Below are 18741 nucleotides of genomic sequence, written 5' to 3' on the forward strand. Positions count from 1 at the left end.
GAAGTCACAATCAAAGATACTCTCCCGGCTTAAACCAAGCAACTCCCCAATTATCAGATACTCCTTCATATCAATATCTTGCGGATTGAAGTTAATTTTCATTAATTCGATAAACAAACCCTCGTACCTCATTTCATATTCGTCATGCTAAATAAAATGGCGCACAGACTCCGATGTCTCCTTGTCCAGTACGTTTTCATACTTTTCAAGAAGCACTGCAAGCCTATCTTTAACAAAAAAACAAGCTCTTCTTGCATCCATTCCTCGCGGTGGGTTGGGCGCCACATTAATCGGATAGGCAGTCGAAATCTGACCGGCATAAGTCGAATGTGTTGAGGGAAAAAAATCAACCCGTATCTCAACGCCGTCTCGAACGCCAATCGCATAAGGTGAACTCCACTTTCCAACACCTCAAGTAGACTTGGGATCCGTAGCAACATCTGACACGTGCCGCAAAATATCAGCATCACTCCAATGGGCAGGAAACTCCGTTTTTCCTGGCTTTCCTGCACCATATTTATGCCGATTAAGAATATGGTCTTCTATGCCCTGTCAGATCACAAGACAACCCTAACGGATCAGCCCACCCGAATGTATTTGGCGCATACCGATATGTGGCTCGCAACAACGGGATTCTTTAAAGCCGGCCAACGTGTCAATGTCTCGGTCGATTACATCCGGCAAAGCCTCACGGTGGCACCCGAATACGATGACGCCGCCAAAGCGCGTGAACGCGAGGAACGGACCATTGAACTCAAGGCCCAGAGCGACCCGTTGCGCAACGTTTGGCGTGCACAGGAAGCCGAGCGCCGACAATGCAGAAACCGCTCCGCCCCGCTCAACTCGAGTTGCTGATCCTGCAGCAACCAATAACGAAGGGCTACGCAAGTGGCCCTTCGAGATGCCATTCGGGACTTACGGGCTCCAGGTGTACCGTCTATTTATAAGAATCCGGAATATTCTGAAACTGACGATCCCAGTCCCAATCTGCTGGCCTTTCTTTATTTTCAAACCACTTCTTACCATTCAAAATCCATTGATTACGTTTCCTTCTCGCACTTGCCGGCGTGCAATCTTCGTAGCCAAATTCAGTGCCGCAACACGGACATATTTCCCATGTCGGCGTACTCCCATCCTCACCCCAAGGAGGCGAGGACAATCCATAACCACACACTCGACAATAGCAATCACTGTGCATTGTAGTAATCCAAATTACTCGGGAAGCCATGCTACGCGGGATCGGGCCTGAACATCGACTTTGGCGTGCCATTTGACGTCGTGACCGCAAATGTGTTGCTTCCCGGATCATAAAAAACAACCTCTCCGTTTGGTCTTATTTTCGTGAGCGTTCCTGATGGTGGTCCGCTAACAAAACTCTTCGTTCCTTCAACATATTGTTTGGCATTTTGAAATTCCGGAAACTCCGCTCCGTGTTTTTTCCAATGCCCATAAGCATTTTCCGCTGACGACTTCGACGATGTCGAAGTCCAGCAACTCACCCCCCACGGATCAATCCACGAGATCGGATTAGGCGCATACGCATAAAGGGCCGCGTCTGCGGCTCCATCTTTTAATCCGCCTGCTCCAATAAAAATTCCATCCCGATAAGCACCCCATTTTTATCAAAATCAAGATATATTTCAGGCCCCTTGTATTCTTTTATTATCGAGTGGAGACTTATCTGTTTTGCAACCACACCAGGACTTCCTTTCCCAGGGTGGTCTGGCAGGGACAAATAGGCAACATCTCCATCTTCATTCACCACCATATCAATCTTTCGGTCAGCCATTTCTACTCCAACAGATTAATCAAGACCGTTTTTATTTTTGCAGTTCCGTTCTTTGCCACTTGGTACACCGCCATACCGTTATTTCCGGTGGGCACCAGAACTCGATCTGCATGAGCAGTATCCACAATTGTCCCAACAGGGTAACCGTCCTTTTCTATTTGCTTTGATAACGCCTTCAGAGCATCTGATGCTGTGTTCTTATCCGGATAAACACCTCGCTCAACAGCCCTCTCCACCGCGTGCGGCATGTTTGAATTTACTACCTTCTTAGGCTTGGACAATAAATCACAAGACAGCCCCCAAGGATCAATCCAGCTTATCGGGTTCGGCGCATACGCATACAGATTCACCCCACCCGCCAACCCAATCGGATCAGGCGTAGTAAACCTCCCAATATCCGGATCATAATACCGCAGCGTGTTGTAATGCAGCCCCGTTTCCCGGTCCAGATACTGCCCCTGGTACCGCAAATTCTGGCGCACCGCGTAGCTCTCCGGCTCGCTCTCGCGCACGGTGTTGCCCCACAGCTGGTACATCGCCTGCCACACGATCCGTCCGTCCGCGCTGGTCAGTTCCTCCGGTGCGCCATTGATATCCGTGTGATAGTAGTAGGTGCTACGCCCGAGTCCGTTGCGGCCATCGATCCGGGCCACCGGCTCATAACTGCCTTCGCCGTTGTACAGGTACAGGCTATCGGCGCCGTCCGCCCGCACCTCCTGCACCATCCGCATGCCGTCCCACACAAAGCGGGTCCGCTCGATAGGCTGTCCATCCCCGTCGATCGCAAACTTTGCAACACGCCGCCCCACCGCGTCGTACGCGTAACCGTAGCGCCGAACCGGGCTACCGGTCTGCTCGATACTCACTTCCACCAGCCTGTGTTCCGCATCGTACCGATAGCGTTGCAGTCCCGTCGCCGTCAGCCGGCTCGCCGTGCGCCCGTGGGCGTCGTATTCGTAGCGGCGATTCCGAAAACGCAGCACCCGGTTGAAGCGGACCACGTTGCCTTCCCGCTCAACCGGGGCCGGTTCGCCTTTCACGCGTGCACGCTCCCGAACTTCAACCAGATTCGCCGCCGCGTCGTACTGCAACGTGTCCCAGTAAGCCTCGTTGCGGCACCCGCTGATGCGCCCGCTTTCGTCGTACCGATACGCGGTTTGCTGCTGCAGGCTATGCCGCTTGCTCACCAGACGGTCCAGCGCATCGTAGTGATAGTCCCGGTCGATCACCCTGTCCGGCACCACGCCATTCATGCCGCGATAACTCTGCCGGCGCGCCAGCCGCCCGTTCACGTCGTACAGGCTGCGCGTGTCCAGCTTGCCCTGACTGCGCAGCACTTCACGATGCAAACGGTCGCGCTGGAAGTCGCTGACCGTTTCGCCGTCCACATTGATCTGATGCAGGTGGCCGCTGCCGTAATACAGATGATTGATCGTGCGTCCATCGGGCAGAGTCGTTGCGATCCGGTTGCCCAGCACATCGTATTCGTGACGCAGTTTCCCCTGCGACGTCGCTTCCTCCAGCAGTCGCCCCAGACGGTCGTAACGGAATGCGATCACCTCCACGTCCCGCTTACGCGGCGCGTCGTGCCGCTTGCGTGAGATCGTCAGCAGGTTGCCGCTGGCATCGTAGTCGTGGAAAGTGATCGCATCGGGCGTGTACCGGCCAATCAGGCGGCCGAGCGCGTCACGACCGAACGTATGCTCGATCTGTGCGTCGCCGCCGGCGGCGTATCGCACCGCCGCCACCTGATCCAGCGCGTCGTAATCCGTCTCCTGACGGCGGCCATCCAGATCCGTCTGCCGCGTCAGGCGGTTTTTCGCGTCATAGGCAAAGCCGTAGCGTTCGCCGTTCTCGTTGATGAGCGCCAGCAACCGTCCATAGCTGTCGTACTCGAACCCCACGCGATGCCCCGCGCCGTCGATGCGCGCCTGCACCAGGCCACGCCGATCACGCTGATAACGGGTAGTGCGTCCGCTGGCATCGGTATGCGTCAGCAGTTGTCCGGCCGCGTCTACCGTGAAGCGCTCTTCCCTGCCGTCGGGATGCACCACGGTGACGAGTCGCCCCAATGCATCGCGCCGATAGCGGATGCGGTCGCCTTCGGCATTGGTCACGCACTCGAGGGCGCCGCGTGCATCGTAATAGAACGCCGTTACCGAACCTGAGCAATCGGTATGGCTGCTCAACTGGCCATCTTCATTCCAGCGCAGATGGCGCTCGCCGCCGCGCGCGTCGGTGATCTTCATGACCAGCCCGCGCGCGTCGCGGTGATAGAGCGTGCGTTGCATCAACGGGTCTATCGTGACGATGCGGTTACCGCGCTCGTCGTAGACCTGCCGCCACGTGCTGCCGCCCGTGTCCGTTTCAAGCGTGGGAAGCGCCCACACCGGGTGCCATTGCGTCTGCTCGACCCGACCGAGCGGGTCAGTGACCGCGCTCACACGGCCCGCTTCGTCGTAATCCCAACGCCATACGCCGCCCTTCGCATCCGTCACGGCCAGCAATTGCCGCTCGCGACTCCACTCGAAGCGCGACACATGCCCGAGTTCGTCTTCGAAGCAGGTGATCTGATACAGCTCGTCCCATTGCCGGAAGGTGCTGCGCCCGAGGCTGTCACGGACCCGCAGGGTGCGCTCCTGGATCTGATAGTCCAACCAGTAGTGCTCGCCGGTATCGGTCCAGTGTTCGACGACGCGCCATTCTTCGCCATCCGGGCCGTCGAAGCGCCCCCAGCCATAGTGGCATTCCATGCCCGCCGGCAGCCGGTGCATCACCATGCGACGGCCGCCATCGTATGCAAACTGACGCAGGATCGCATCGTCGCGGTTGCGCACCTCGGCCAGATTGCCGGCAGCGTCATAGCGATAGCGCACGAGCACATCACGCTGTTGCAGGTCTTCGCCGTAGCGCCGCGCGAGGCAACTCACGCGGCGTGGATGGACCGGCTCCTCATAGTGAAGCCGCACACATTGATGACCCGCACTGTCGGCGATCGCCTCGAGCCGGCCGGCATCGTCGTAGTGCAGCCGCAACGCATTGCGATTGCGATCGCTCAACCGCAACAGGCGCTGACGTTGAGCATTGTGCGGGTCGGGCTCGAACACCCGGTAAAGGCCTTCGTCGCTTTCCACCAGCCAGTGCCCCGCAGCGCTGCGGCGAACGCCCAGGCCTTCACCCGGGCTGCGGAATCCGTGGCCCGGCCGCACCGCCTGCAGATCCACGCGCCGTCCTGTTTCGTCGATATAGGTCCAGCAGTCGGCGTCCTCCGCGCCCGGGGTCATCTCCATCGCCACTTCGAACGGCACGCTCCAGCCGGTGCCGAACATGCCGTCGTGACGCTCGTCGCGGCTGTTGTAGAGTCGCCGCCAGTCCAGCGGAAAGGGGCCAGGCAGACTGAAGTCGAGGTCCTCCTCGCCGGCGAGATATTTGGCGCCCGTTGCGGCATTCACCGGCTGCAATACGGCGTTGCCCGCCCGGTGGTACAGCCCGCGCAGTGCCTCGCCGGCTTTCTGCGTCAAGACGCTTACACCGGTGCCGAACAGGAAACAGCCAAACTTCGAGGTCGCGCTACCCTTGCCCATGAATGCAAGGACGACCGCAACCGTCAGCGCAACGGGCGACTTGCCGCTGCGAATGTCTCGCACGACGGCAAGCGGTCCGCCGATCCTGACATCGGGTGAAACATCCACGCCGCCAGCCGGCTCATCGACCACCCTGGCTTCGCAGGTGGTACGGGCGCCGCTGCGGGCGGCGGGCTGACCGTTGATGGTGACGTGCTTCACGCCCTCGGCGAGGTATTCCGATGCGCCAGTGATCGCACTGACCGCCTTGAACCCGGCATCCAGCGCACCGACGCCAGATACGACATTGAAAACCGCCGTGCCCACCGAAGTATGGGCAACATCCTCGGCCATCGCCGTGATGGAACTGGGGTGTTTCTCGCAATGCACCTTGTCGTCCGGACAGGGATTCGCAGGCTCCGGCGCGGCCACGGCCGGGCGCCACATCTGCGAAATGAACTCTTGTCCCCACTGCAATGCCTCGCCCGCGATATCGACGATCGACTGCTGCCTGGGCGGCGCCTCCGCGGCGGCCTGCGCCTGCGCCTCGATCTCCTCCTGCGTCATCAGAATGCCGGCCGCGCGCGCCGCACGTTTGCCGTTGACATACGTGTCAGCCGATCCGCTCGAAATATGCCCTTGCACGGTCGGGGGAAATATTGCGTTACCGACATCCGAGCAGAACGAAGATATGCCTTCGCTCATGCCGGACGCCGACATGCCGATACCGACGCCGACACCGACGGCCAGCCCCACCGCGAGGCACGCACTGGCGCCGAACGTGAATGGCGCGGCGGCAATGGCGGCCCCGACCGCGAGATCCACCGCGATCATGATGGCCGCATTGATTGCCACGTCGAGCACGCCGCCCGCGATATCGGCCATCAGCGACGTGTGCAGCAGCGCGTCGCCCTCGCGGGCGGCCCAGAACGCCTCTCCCATGACGTCCCCCGTCAGTCGCGCGTGGCACTGCGAAAATCGATACTCGCCTTGATGGCGCTCCAGTGTGCCGCGTCGATATCGGTCAGCGCGGTGGCTCGCGTGTAGCTGAGCGCCATCATCGTGCGCGAGCCGGGCAGCAACCACGCCAGCTGATACTGATAGACCGGCTCCTTGCCGCGCATGAAGCGGTTCTGCATCTCGAAGCCGGCCACATCCTGCCGCAGGCCGATCGTGACAGGCTGCTTCGCGCTGTAATGCAGTTCGGCCACCTGATCGGCCAGCCGGCGCATCTGCGCGTCGAGACTGCTTTCGAGCGTTTCGCCGTCGTTCAACGCGCCGCGGCTGATCACGAGGTTCGCGTTCAGTTGCGGCAGCCGGATCACATTGAAACTGCTATCGACATAGCTAGCGTCGGGCAGCGTGAACGCCGCCTCATGGGTGTAATAACGGGCTTGTTGCATCGATATGATTGATTGTGAATAGGGTCGCGGGAGAACCTACTTTTCTGGAAAGACGGCGTCGACGTGTGACTGGATGGATGCTTTCTCACCAGAACCGCGAGGCGCCACGCCCGCCTCCTTACCGCCCATATTCAGGTCGAGGTTGCCTGCCTGCGCATTGATCTTTCCGCTCTGCCTCGCGGTCAGGTTGAAGTTGTTACAGGTGACATTGATCTCCCCGTTGCTCTTGAGCTCGACGATGCTGTCGCCACAGGAAAGCGTGATGCTGTCGCCGGCCGCACAGAGCAGATTGTTCAGGACCTCGACCACACGGTCCTTGCCGACGAGTGTCCCGTCGTCGGCCTTGACGCAGCGCTGGCGCGTGTCGCCGATCGTCACAAGCTCGTTTCGCGCAACCGTTCTGATGCGGTCGTTGCCGACCGTATGCAACGCGTCGTTCTCGACCTCGGTACGCATGTCCCGTTCGGCCTGCAGCCACAGTTCCTCCGCCCCCTCCTTATCCTCGAAGCGGATCGCGTTGGCTGTACCGTAGTGGCCTTTCATGGAGCGGGAGAGCATGCCGCTTTGCGTCGCGTTACCCGGCAACTCCCATGGCGGCATGGAGGCTGCATTGAACACGCGCCCCGTCACGATCGGCCGGTCGGGATCACCGTTCTCGAAATCGACGATCACCTCCTGGCCCACGCGCGGTATGTTCACGCCCCCGAAGTTGCTGCCGGCCCACGGATACGACACGCGCACCCAGCACGATGAATTCTGGTCGTTCACGGGTGAATGGTCCCAGTGGAACTTCAGCTTCACCCTGCCGTATCGGTCGGTCCAGATTTCCTGTCCCGGCGGTCCCGTCACGATCGCCGTTTGCGGTCCGGTGGTGCGCGGCCTCGCCACCGTGCGCGGCGCGCGGAACATCGTGGTGGCCGGCTGCAACTCGAACCACGTGTTAAAGCGGTATTGGCCCGCGCCCGTTTGCTCGCCGGTTTCTTCCGCCATCAGCTTCGCGCCGATCACGAGGTATTCCCGGTTTGCCGCCTCCTGCGGATAGCCCGCGAGCGTAAAGGTCGTGCCGCACACCACGTTGCGCAGATGACCCTGGCCCGTGGCGCGCTCACCCCGCGCGCGGATTTCCTCCATGCGCACGCGTGCGAACTGCGCGCCATCGCTCGCGTCGCTATAGTCGCCCGGCCATTCGTAGACGCTCAGCCGGTTATGCGCTGTCTGCCGCGGCAGCGCGTTTTTCACGGCGAGATCCGCGCCCGGTCGTGTGAAGTCGAAGTCGTCAGTCGTCCAGACGCCCGACTGAATGCAATCGGTCGTATGGAATGCCTCGATGTACTCGCGATCGATCTTGTGTCCCGGCGGGTAGTACCACAGCGTCCGATACGCGAGACTCTCCACGGGTGTGTGCGCACCGAGATTGTCGACCAGCACCATCCGGTGTATCTCGCCGGAATGTTCGAAAAACCAGTAGATGCCGTGCTCAGCCATCAGGCGCTGAATGAAGGCGAAGTCGGACTCGCCGTACTGAACCTGATAGACCAGGTTCGAATACCTGCCGCCCAGACGCTTGACATACGAGTAGAGGTAATGGCCCTTAAGCACCTCGTCGATAATCTCGACGACCGTTTTGTTCTGGAAGATCCGGTAATCGGTGCGCCGCTCGGCAAGCACGATCCACGGCTGCAACTTCAAACGGTAGAGATACTGGCGGTTCAACTGGCTCACCAGACTCGCCGCGGTCACAATGCCGCTGATCTCACGAATCCCGGCGCCGAAATTCGCCGCACCGCCGGCGCCTGCCATGCCCGGCACGAATGTCCCCATGCCGTCGAGCTGGATGGTGACCGTTAGCTCCTTGCCGATCATCTCTTTCAAGTCGAAGTTGGCGGCCGTGCTGTCCGGCAGCAGCGGATCGACGGGCGTGACGAGGCTCAGCTCGTATTCGTAGATGATCGACAGGGTTTCTTCGCCTGCGATGGCACGTAACTGCAATGCCGGCTCGCCGTGGGGCAACCTCGGCAGCGCCGCGCCGCTGACCGTCAGGGTACGTGGCGTCACGAAGTTCAGCATGGGTAGCACCTTTGCCGTGCGACCGGCTCCCCGCAGGTGTCGCCGGGCGCGTCGCGCTGACCGCATGTCACCCGACGCCCTATCTTCAATCCTCTCATGTTCGTAGTCATCCTAAATATTTTGATTAAAACTAAGACACCTCACTGTCCGATCCGTACGCTGCGCTTGTTCGGTTCAGGCTACGCCACGCGTGCCCATGCGCACCGGCCACGCCGCCACCCGGCCGCGCTGCACCGAATGCAGGTCGGTCTGTGTAAACGAATGCGCCGATACATGCCGCGCGAGGTAGTGTTCGAGAACCAGGCCGAGCAAATAGGGGCTGACGCCGCCGAGACCCGACTCGTCCACGGTCAGCGAGCATGCGATACCGCGTCCGATGGCAAGATCGCTGGAACGCGGAAGCTTGCGTGTCACCGCCCGGCTCCCGACTTTCACCAGACTCTCGATCTGCTGCCGATAGGCCGTATCGTCGGCGGCAAGGAACAGTTGCAGCAGCTTACGCAGGCTCGCGCCCGATGCCTCGCCAGGTCGTGCCTCGAGCGTGAGGTAGTTGAAGTTCAGCTGGCGGATCAGCCGCCACGCCGCCTCACGCTCCGCATACGGGGCGCGCGGGACACTGGGCGCCCGGATCAGACCCACTTGCCGAACCGGCGAGGATTGCACCAGCGTGAGATCGCTAACGCCGTTGCACGGGATCAGGTTGGGCAAGTCACGGTTGGTCAGCCACGCGTCAATCGAGGCGTAGCGTATGGGCTGTTCATAGGGTAGTTCGTCCTGATCCACTAATGAAACGAAAGCCTCCGTGCCGATGTACGGCGTGCGCGTGCCGTAGCGGCGCAACGAGTCTGAAGCCAGCGTGCGCTCGCGGCGCAGCGTGAAAAACCGCCCGTGATTGCCCTCGTCGTCAGTCAGCTTCTGGTACAGCGGACGGAACGCGAGCGGCTCCGAGTCCTTGCTGACCTGCCCATACAACGCCTCGATTGAAAACACTTCGTAATCGCGCGGCGCGAGCCGGTCGGGAACCAGTTGGAACTCGGCGCCCCTGCCATGCACTTCCACCGAATCAGACCTGCTCGTGAACAGATTGATGACCGGCGTGCAGAACAGCGCGAACTGCGAGGCATCCACGCGATCGGCCAGCGCGCCGGGCGAGCGGTCCAGCAGCACGACAATCTCCGCTTCCCGGCTGCGCACCCGGCGCAGGCCGGCCTCGAGCCCGGTCAGCGCGAAAAAGTAGAAACGCGACGGGCATGCCGCGAACTCGTGCAGCAGATTGTGTCCGTGAAGCTTCGGCGAAACGAGCGGAAGCAACCCCTGCCCGGGATCCAGCCCCTCGTGGACCACTGCCTCGTCACCGACCGCGTGAAACGGAGCGCCCGCCGCGCCGAACTGGCCCGGCTCGCCGATGATGGACGCGATACCGGCCGCGTGCAGCAGTTCGAACAGGTGGGAAGCAGTCTGCTCATCGCCGGCCAGATACACCGGCAGACGGCGCAGTCCCCGGAGGCTGCCGATGGCTGCACCGTTGGTGGTGCGCAGGCGCAGCCGCAACGCCCCCCGGACCTCGGCGCCGTAGCGCACGTAACGGTCGAGCGCGGGAATGTCGGGCGGGACGCCGGTCAGCCGCGCGCTGGCAATCTCAAGCGGATACAGCGTCACGTCCTGGCTGCTACGGAACTGGCAGCGCGTACTCCCGCCACCGGGCGCACCACTGATGAACGCCGCACCGCGTGCGATAGGCATGCCTTCGGCGAGATTGCCCTCCGTGTCGCCAGGAAAGAGCCGGACGACCGCCATGGATGGCGTGGGCGCCGTGTAGTTCGGATAGACGACTTCGAGCAGCCGTTCCGTGAGGCGGGGAAAGTCAGCGTCGAGCCGCAACTGCATGCGCGCGGACATGAAACAGAACGATTCGATCAAACGCTCGACGTACGGGTCGCCAATCTCGCCCGCCTGCATGCCCAGGCGCCGGGCAATCTTGGGATGAGCCTGCGCGAACTCGCCTGCCAGTTCGCGCATGTAGACGAGCTCACTCGTGTAGTACTCCAGCAGTCGCGGGTCCACTTTGGCTCCGTTTCGTCAAGTGCGGGGCCAGATACGCAGCAGCGTTTTGCCGTAACAGACTCAGTGAACGGATCGACGCCGGGCGGCCTTTTCGATACGGCTATCTTGCCCACCTTTGCAGCCCGCATCGTGTGCCCCGGGAGAGAAAGCAAGGCTAACCGATATTCATCGGATGAATTGTCAAGATGTGCAACGATCAGCGCATGCGGGCAGATGCGTCCTATCTTTGCGCCTGAATGTCAAATCTACACACGAATGAAAAAACGCCTTTTCAGACAAACGAGGTGTCAACGCAAAAAAATAGGCCGAGCACGCCAAAAGATTCGCCGCCCGCACTGCAGCACAAATCCGTCTCTGCGCCCCAATCGAAGTTCAAACTTCAGGCACACCCCTTGCTGAACAGTCGCGTCCACGCATCTCATCGCACTGTGCAAGTGCACAAATCCCGTCCTTGGGGGCCGCTTTGCCGCTCAACGTTCTTCTCGTCGCTTCCGAAGCCCTGCCGCTCGCCAAATCCGGCGGCCTGGGCGATATGATCAGCGCCTACGCCGCCGCTCTGCGCGATGCCGGCGTCGATGTCTCGATCCTGATGCCCGCTTATCCGGCCGCGCTGGAACGCGCCGTCGAGGTCGCGCCCGTCGCGCGCATGACCGGCCTGCCCGGCGGCGACGCGCGGCTGCTACGCGCCCAGATGCCCGACACCGGCGTGCCGGTGCTGCTTCTGCAGATGGATCATCTATTCGCGCGTGAAGGCCTCTATCGCGATCCGCGGGGGCGCGACTATCTGGACAACCTCACGCGCTTCGCATCGCTCGCGGCAGCGGCCGCGCGGGTGGCGCGCGGCGTGCGCAACGTGAAGCGCCCCGACATCGTGCACGCGCACGATTGGCATGCAGGACTCACGCCGTTATATCTGCGGCTCGCCGGGGTTGCCGCGAAAAGCGTGTTTACGATTCACAACCTCGCGTTCCAGGGCAACCATCCGCTCGCCATGGGCGGCTGGATCGGCGTGCCGCCCGAATTGCTGGCGCCCGCGCTGTCCGACGAACGCAGCATCGAGTTCTATGGCTCGCTCAGCATGATGAAAGCCGGCATCGTCCATTCTGATCGCGTCACCACTGTGAGCCGCCGCTATGCACGCGAAATCCTGACGCCGCATTTCGGCCACGGCATGGAAGGCGTGTTGCAGGCGCAGGCCGGCAAGCTGTCGGGCATCGTGAACGGCATCGACACCACGGTATGGAATCCGGCTACCGACAAACATATCGCACGCCCCTATTCCGTCGACGACACCGTCGGCAAGCAAGCCTGCAAGCGTGAACTGCAGCAGGCCTTCGGTCTGACGCGCGATCCGTTCGCACCGCTCGTCGCCATCGGCAGCCGGCTGACCGAACAGAAGCTCGCCGATGTCGTCGTGCATACGCTGCCGGCGCTGCTCGAACGGCACCCGCGCTTGCAGTTCGCGATACTCGGCGAGGGCGAGCACGGTATCGAACAGGCGCTGCAGGGCATCGCGGCCGCCTGGCCGGGACGCGTCGGCGTGCAGATCGGTTATGACGAGCGGCGCGCGCACATGTTGCACGCGGGCGCGGACATTCTGCTGCACGGCAGCCGCTTCGAACCTTGCGGCCTCACGCAGCTCTACGCAATGCGCTACGGCACGATTCCGGTGGCCTCGCGCGTCGGCGGCCTGGCCGACACGATCGTCGACTATCTGCCGCACGACCCGCGCGGCGATCGAAAGGCCACCGGCTTTCTGTTCGACGGCGAAAGCCCCGATGACGTCATGCATGCGCTCGGCCGCGCGCTGGACGCGTTCGTGGAGCCGTCGTCCTGGCACGTGCTGCAGCGTAATGCGATGAGCCGCGACTTCGGCTGGCAAGCATCCACCGCGAACTATCTCGCGCTATATGCGGATCTGGTGGATGCACGCCCGGCCCTGCGCGACACGCGGGTTCGCAAGGCCCCGGTCCGGTCGCGAACTGGCGCGGCAGCGGGCGGCCGCCGGGAAGACTTCAATGCCGGGCTTGGCGAGATGGCGCGCAGCGCATGATCGCTTTAAGGCACCGGGCTAAGCTTCTCGCCCGCGCGGCGCAACCGGCACGGTATGCTGTGCGGCTTTCCCCCTTACGTGGAGTCGCCGATGTCATCGCCCGTTCTCCGGGTCGCCCGCCCGACTAACGATCTGCAAAAGGTCGCCGATTTCTACACCCGTGGGCTGGGCTTCGAGGTGCTCGCGAGCTTCGAGAATCACGCGGGCTTTGATGGCGTCGTCGTAGGACGACGGGGTTGCGGCTGGCACATCGAGTTCACGCATCAACACGGTGTGACCGTGGACCGTGCGCCGACCCACGAGCACCTCCTCGTGCTCTATCTACCCGAACGCGACGTGTGGAGCGCGGCCGTCGAACGGCTCGAGGCGCTCGGCGCAGTGGCCTGCGAATCGGAGAATCCCTACTGGGACCGCGAGGGCAAAACGTTCGAAGATCCGGATGGGTATCGGATCGTTTTGCAGAATGCGTCGTGGGGATAACGCGCGCGTAGTCGGCGGACAAGACCGGCACGGCGGACGGCAGTGTGATCGGATGGATGCATCGGCCGGCGGCTGCTAATTCTGCCGCTTGCCGACAATCACGATGCCGCGTGAAAGTCCGCTCACGCTATCCACCGCCAGCGCGGCCGCGTACAGCTGCGCGACCGGCACCCAGAGAGCCGGATATTTATAGCGCGCCACGTCGAGCAACAACGCGCTGTCGCTCGCGGCGTCGTAAGCGGCGAGCGGTGACCAGTGTCCGCCGCCTGTCTCGCCGATTTCCATGCGTCTGAAATTCAACAGCACGAAGCGGTCGTTGCGGCCCGTGGTGGCGCGCACGAGATCACGGAACTGGTCGAGCGACAGGTCCGAGGCGTGATATTTGCCGACCGCGACCGGAAATGCGTTGAGGGCCGCGCTGAGCTGGTCGAGCGTCATGCCCTCTCTCGATACCTGCGCCGCGTTGGCCACCAGCGGTTCGATCCCGCGGAAAAAATCCTCCTGCGAGAAGAACGGAAAATCGGGGTATTGCGTCGATTCGGGGCGGCGGATGCCCAATGCGTTGAGCGCCATCACCGAGGTCGCGACGGAACAATAGGCTTCGTTACGCTGGGTTTCGAAATACTGCGAGAGCGGCCAGTACGACTGGTTGGACACGGAACCCAGCAACCGTTTCTGGCCGGCCGGCTGCGCCAACGCAACGAGGTTTGGCGGGACGGGAAGCGGCCCGTCGGCGGGCCGCGCAGTGGCTTGCGCGCCGGCCCGTGTGCCAGGTTGAACCGCCGGCTGAATGGCGGCGGGTTGAACCGTGGGTTGAACCGCGGGTTCAACTGTAGCTGGCGGCACCGGCGCGCAAGCGGCGAGCGCCGCGACCAGAACGGCCACGACCCAATCGGGCCGGCTCAAGCGCCGCATGGCGCGCATCGACGAATATGTGGACATGGACCTTTCCGCTGGGGACGAACTCACCTTGACCGCAGTCGCGCCGGCGCGTAAATCGTCATGCGCCGACGAGCCCCGATTTTGTAACACGAAATAAAGCTCAGCGTGCGCGAGGCCGGCGCGCAGCCGTCATTCAACGGCCGGGTCGGGATGCGAGGCTGAAAGGTGAAGCGAAACACGCGACGCAAAAACCGCGACGGTGCGAAGGCCGCACTCAGTCGTCCTGAGCCGTGAACGCGTAACCGTTCTTGCCGCTACGCTTGACGCGATACATCGCCTCGTCCGCCGCGGCAACAAGGCGTTGATAATCGTCGACGAGGTCGGGAAAGCTGGCAATGCCGATGCTCGCGCGGACCAGCCCGATCCCCATCTGTTCGTCGGTCGCCACCACACACGCAATCAGGCGCCGAGCAACCTCGGTCAGTTCGTCGGCCGTCGAAAATTCGTGAATCAGTACCGCGAACTCATCGCCGCCAATGCGCGCGACGACATCCCCTTTGCGCACCGACTCGCGAAAACGCCGCGATACGGCGATCAGGAATTCATCCCCGGCACGGTGGCCGAGCGAGTCGTTGACCTGCTTGAAACCGTCCAGATCCACATACAGTACGGCGATTCTGCCCGGCGCCGTACCGGCTTGCAGCCTCGCGGCTGAGTCGTCGAGCACGGCGAACAGCTTGCGCCGGTTCGGCAGCCCGGTCATGGGATCGTGCAACGCGGCGTACTCGAACTCATACGATTCGCCCACCAGTTGACGATTGCGTTTTGCGTACATGCCAAGCGCGGTGAGCAGCAGACAGAACAGCAGCGCGGCCAGCGCGATCAACACGTTCGCGACGTGGGTGATCCGCAGGCGTATGTCAGCGGCGTCGGTATCGCGCTGCGCCAGCCAATACGTCGTGACCGAGGCAAGCAGCGCATCGGCCTCGGTCAGACTGGCAGCCGGCATCGACGCCGAGGCGGGCATGCGTGGCGCGGCGGACGGGCTCGCGTTCACCAATGCGGCGAGCGAGCCGAGGCGCGCGGCAAGTTCGACGCGTGCATGCCGGTAACCCTGCGCTCGCGCTTCGCTGTCACCCGGACGTGGCTGCCATGCGTCGAGCGTCGCACGCGCGCTGTTTGCGCGCCCCGCCGCTTCGAGCACGAGCCCGGCGTATTCCTGCTTCAACTGATCGGAGAAGATCGTTCTGATCTGCAAGGCGAGATAAAGAAGGCCAATCAGCAGACACAGCAAGGAGGCGCCGGCCAGCAAGGCTGGCGCCCGCCTGAATCGGGTCATCAAGGCGCCTGCCGGATCGACGCGAACCCGAAAACGTCGCTCACGGATGGGAATAGAGGTCTTGCCGATTTGCGTTGCCATGCTGCCGATAGTCCACACGACGAAAGAAGAGGCCGATGCGAGTGAACGCATTGTCTTTGTGTTTTGCGTTCGTGAATGTCGTGCGGCGCTCTTGCGGCGCACGATTATCCTTGCCCACTCGCGACGGCGCCATTTGCTGCGCGGGTGGATTGCCGGCGCTTGCCGAACGGTGAGCGGACGCGGGGGAAGATGCAGGGTCAGCGGACGCCGCATCCGTTACGAAAGTCGTCTGAAGATTCGATCGCGAACGCCGCGTGACCTCACCGGACCAGGAGGCCAATTGCCCGCCGGCCTCCGGATCGCCCACGTTCGGCGATGCCGTCGTCGCCGGGCCGGTCGCCGCCGTTGGTGGCAACGAGCCTGCGCCGGTGGTGGCCGCTACGGCCGCACTTGCCGACGCCCCACTGCCCAGCGCTTGCCGCGCGCCGGCGATGGCTTCGGCGTAGGCCTGCTGATCTTGATTGAACCAGACACTGTACGCCACCGTACCCATTACGCCGATGGCGAGGGCACTGGCCACGGCCACGCACATGGCGAGCCTTCCGAACCTGGGCGGCGCGGCGGAAAGCGGCAAACCGTTTAGCGGGCCGCCGGCATCCGGGCCGGCGGCCAGAGAGTTTCGCAAGTCGGGATCATTGAACATGGAAATACGCTCCGGAATCCTTATGTCTGATGTGTCGGCAGACTTTATTCACACGATTTCGCGCGTGGATACAAAGCCGCTCGACGAATCTATGCCTCCTCATTGCACGAGAACAACACGGCAATGCTGCGCTTTAAACGGCATCTTGGCGAGGCGGGGGTTGCGTCCAGGAAACAGGTAAAAGTTCTAAGACGTCGGCTCGTCACGCGCTATGTCGACAGGCCTCGCAGATGCATCCACAAGCCGTCGAGTCCGTGCGCGACGGGCATGGAGCCCGAGGCTGCAGGTGTTGCGACAGCCACACCGGGGGCGCAGTTGCGTGCTCGCAGTTTGCGACCGGTGCTTGAAACGCACGTGACATTCCCGATTACCACCCGGAAGCGCAAGTGCCGTTCCCGACTGCTTGCGGGCGACGGCAATCCGTGGCGGGTAAAGGTGGCAAGGCTTAAAGGCGAGACCGGCACGTATCGCGCGGCGGACGGCTTGTGTCAGTGGGCTCGGCCAGCACAGTGCCTCTAACGCTGCCAGAGAGTAACTGGCGCGCAGTCGTGCGGGCGGAGCACGCATGTGGAGAGTGGCGTCTCCATGCTCGGTTTCGGCGGCAACCACCTGGCTGCGCTAACACATAGTATCCAACTCAGGCACCTGCATCCGACCGGCACTGCCGCGCAGGAAGGGAGGCGCTGATAACGGGCGCGCGGCCGGGATCGGCGTGCGTATGTCGCCCATCCGGCGCGAGGCACGCGGCAGAGCTGCAGGCTCTGCCGCGAATGCCCCGGCGCTGTCCGTCGAGGTCGTTCAAGACATGACTTACTGCACGGTAATCGTCTCCTTCATATTCGGATGGATGCCGCAGAACACCTTGTACACGCCCGGCTTGTCGAACTTGAACTGATACGTGTCGTTCTGATCGAGCGCGGCGGAGCGAAACATGCCCGCGTCGTTCACGACGGTGTGCGGTTCGCCGTCGAGATTTTTCCAGGTCACGGTCGAGCCGGCTTTAACCGTGAGTTCCATCGGCGAGAACATGAAATTCTTGATGACGACCGCGTTCGGGGTTTGCGCCCATGCCGCGGAAAACCCGGACGATGCCGCGATCAAAGCCGACGTTGCCGCCATCACGAGAAACACACGGCGAAACTTTTTAGTTGGCATAACTGATCTCCTGCTATAAAAGATCTGACCATTAAACCAGTGTCGTGTCGTCGAGCGTCGCCTTGAGCGGATGCTGCGTCACCTTGATGCTGGTCACGCCGAGCATTTTCGGCAACTGGTCGCTAGCCACCGTCAATGGCCCAGGGCCGGGGCCGTTGCCGGCGGTCGGCTGCGGATAAGCCGTCGAGCGCGCCGTGTGGAACGTAATGTTGCCCTCCACCTTCGACACGATCTGATGAATGTGGCCGTTGAGCACCGTCACTGAGCCGAAGCGTTTCAGATAGCTCATGGCCTGACCGGCGTCGCCGGTGCCCCAGCCCCACGGTTCGTAGATCGTCCACATCGGCATGTGCGCGAATACGACGATCGGCGTGCTGGACGAGCGCCCCTTCAAGTCGTTTTCGAGCCATTCGAGCTGTTCGTCGCCGAGGCCGCCCAGACCGTTCGGCTTGAAGTGCATCACGTTGACGAGGCCGACGAAATGCACGCCCTGGTGGTCGAAGCTGTAATACCCCTTGTTGTCCGAAGCCTTGCCGAAGCGGCTGAAGTATTCCGTTCCGGGGCCGTCGGTCACGTCATGCTCGCCGGGCACGGTGTGCAGTTCGGTGATTTTCAGGCCGGACATCAACTGGGCCGCCAGATCGAACTCCGCGGGCTTGGAAAGGTGCGTGATATCGCCGGTATGGATAGTCAACGCGGGCTTGACCGGCATCGCGTTGACATATTCGATGGTCTGCTTCAGCGTGCCCGCCACGTCCGGGTTGGCTTCCTTGTTAAAGCCGATGTGCGAGTCGCTGATCTGCAGGAAGAGCGGCACGCCCGCCGTCGCCGTGGACGATTTTTCGCCGGCGGCGAGCGCCAGTTCCACCGGCGTAAGAATGCCGCCCGACAGAACGAACACGGTGCCCAAGCCACCGAATGCAAGACACTTCAGCGCGCCGCGCCGCGACGCGTCGAACGAATGATCTGACGACATGTTGACCTCACGTTAAAGACTCGCAGGCGGACCACGGATCATCCGGTGGCCCTCGCGAATCGGTTCGTGAGGCATGACTGGCGGGGCGTCGGTTTTATTCCAACGGCGGTCGGCCCAATCTGTGGCTTTTCGCCATCCAATACGGGGCTCATGCCCGCTGAGCATGCCTACCGGCTTGTAGAGTCTTCTTCTAGTCCGACCGGTGATCGCTAAATTGCACCGAGTTCAATAATCTGGAGCGGATCA

At 61.9% G+C, this 18741-nt stretch carries 13 protein-coding genes and 1 pseudogene; 3 read left to right on the top strand and 11 right to left on the bottom strand.

Annotation, left to right across the window (positions count from 1 at the left end):
* Positions 1–411: 411 nt before the first annotated feature.
* Positions 412–471: pseudogene (locus CJU94_RS42690) on the bottom strand (hypothetical protein); the annotation flags it as partial.
* 3 nt (positions 472–474) lie between these two features.
* Here CJU94_RS42690 and CJU94_RS42695 point away from each other — a divergent pair.
* Complete coding sequence (locus CJU94_RS42695) at positions 475–855, top strand: hypothetical protein (protein WP_244221052.1); 381 nt, start codon at positions 475–477, stop codon at positions 853–855.
* A 715-nt stretch (positions 856–1570) separates the two neighbouring features.
* Here CJU94_RS42695 and CJU94_RS22745 read toward each other — a convergent pair.
* The 5 genes from CJU94_RS22745 to tssF all read right to left on the bottom strand — a co-directional run bounded on the left by CJU94_RS22745 (position 1571) and on the right by tssF (position 10886).
* Positions 1571–1789, bottom strand: coding sequence for a DUF2283 domain-containing protein (locus CJU94_RS22745; RefSeq protein ID WP_095420942.1), 219 nt, complete (start codon positions 1787–1789; stop codon positions 1571–1573).
* 2 nt (positions 1790–1791) lie between these two features.
* Positions 1792–6186: an RHS repeat-associated core domain-containing protein gene (locus tag CJU94_RS22750; RefSeq protein ID WP_167397569.1), complete on the bottom strand. Its 4395-nt coding sequence runs from the start codon at positions 6184–6186 to the stop codon at positions 1792–1794.
* A gap of 119 nt (positions 6187–6305) precedes the next feature.
* Positions 6306–6755 carry a DUF1795 domain-containing protein gene (locus tag CJU94_RS22755; RefSeq protein ID WP_095420944.1) on the bottom strand — a complete coding sequence of 150 codons (450 nt, stop codon included), beginning with the start codon at positions 6753–6755 and terminating at the stop codon, positions 6306–6308.
* Positions 6756–6791: 36 nt separating this feature from the next.
* A complete protein-coding gene (locus tag CJU94_RS22760; protein ID WP_095420945.1) occupies positions 6792–8822 on the bottom strand; it encodes a type VI secretion system Vgr family protein in 2031 nt (676 codons plus the stop codon).
* A 174-nt stretch (positions 8823–8996) separates the two neighbouring features.
* Complete coding sequence (gene tssF, locus CJU94_RS22765) at positions 8997–10886, bottom strand: type VI secretion system baseplate subunit TssF (protein ID WP_095420946.1); 1890 nt, start codon at positions 10884–10886, stop codon at positions 8997–8999.
* Between the two features lie 463 nt (positions 10887–11349).
* Here tssF and glgA point away from each other — a divergent pair, with 463 nt between their 5' ends.
* Together glgA and CJU94_RS22775 are read left to right on the top strand one after the other, a co-directional pair.
* Complete coding sequence (gene glgA / locus CJU94_RS22770) at positions 11350–12939, top strand: glycogen synthase GlgA (protein WP_095422751.1); 1590 nt, start codon at positions 11350–11352, stop codon at positions 12937–12939.
* Positions 12940–13029: 90 nt separating this feature from the next.
* Entirely contained in the window at positions 13030–13419 is a 390-nt protein-coding gene (locus tag CJU94_RS22775) for a VOC family protein (protein ID WP_095420947.1), read from the top strand.
* A 75-nt stretch (positions 13420–13494) separates the two neighbouring features.
* Here CJU94_RS22775 and CJU94_RS22780 read toward each other — a convergent pair whose 3' ends face one another.
* The 5 genes from CJU94_RS22780 to CJU94_RS22800 all read right to left on the bottom strand — a co-directional run bounded on the left by CJU94_RS22780 (position 13495) and on the right by CJU94_RS22800 (position 18495).
* Positions 13495–14361: a phytochelatin synthase family protein gene (locus CJU94_RS22780; protein ID WP_095420948.1), complete on the bottom strand. Its 867-nt coding sequence runs from the start codon at positions 14359–14361 to the stop codon at positions 13495–13497.
* A gap of 214 nt (positions 14362–14575) precedes the next feature.
* The gene (locus tag CJU94_RS22785) at positions 14576–15640 is read right to left on the bottom strand and encodes a GGDEF domain-containing protein (protein WP_095420949.1); all 1065 of its coding nucleotides are present in this window, start codon (positions 15638–15640) and stop codon (positions 14576–14578) included.
* Between the two features lie 40 nt (positions 15641–15680).
* On the bottom strand, positions 15681–16253 hold the full coding sequence (locus tag CJU94_RS22790; protein ID WP_244221053.1) for a hypothetical protein: 573 nt from the start codon (positions 16251–16253) through the stop codon (positions 15681–15683).
* Between the two features lie 921 nt (positions 16254–17174).
* A complete protein-coding gene (locus CJU94_RS22795; protein WP_095420951.1) occupies positions 17175–17519 on the bottom strand; it encodes a cupredoxin domain-containing protein in 345 nt (114 codons plus the stop codon).
* 31 nt (positions 17520–17550) lie between these two features.
* Entirely contained in the window at positions 17551–18495 is a 945-nt protein-coding gene (locus CJU94_RS22800) for a metallophosphoesterase family protein (RefSeq protein WP_095420952.1), read from the bottom strand.
* Between the last annotated feature and the right edge of the window lie 246 nt (positions 18496–18741).

Origin of the sequence: Paraburkholderia aromaticivorans, from assembly GCF_002278075.1 — a bacterium.
Taxonomy (GTDB): Bacteria; Pseudomonadota; Gammaproteobacteria; order Burkholderiales; family Burkholderiaceae; genus Paraburkholderia; species Paraburkholderia aromaticivorans.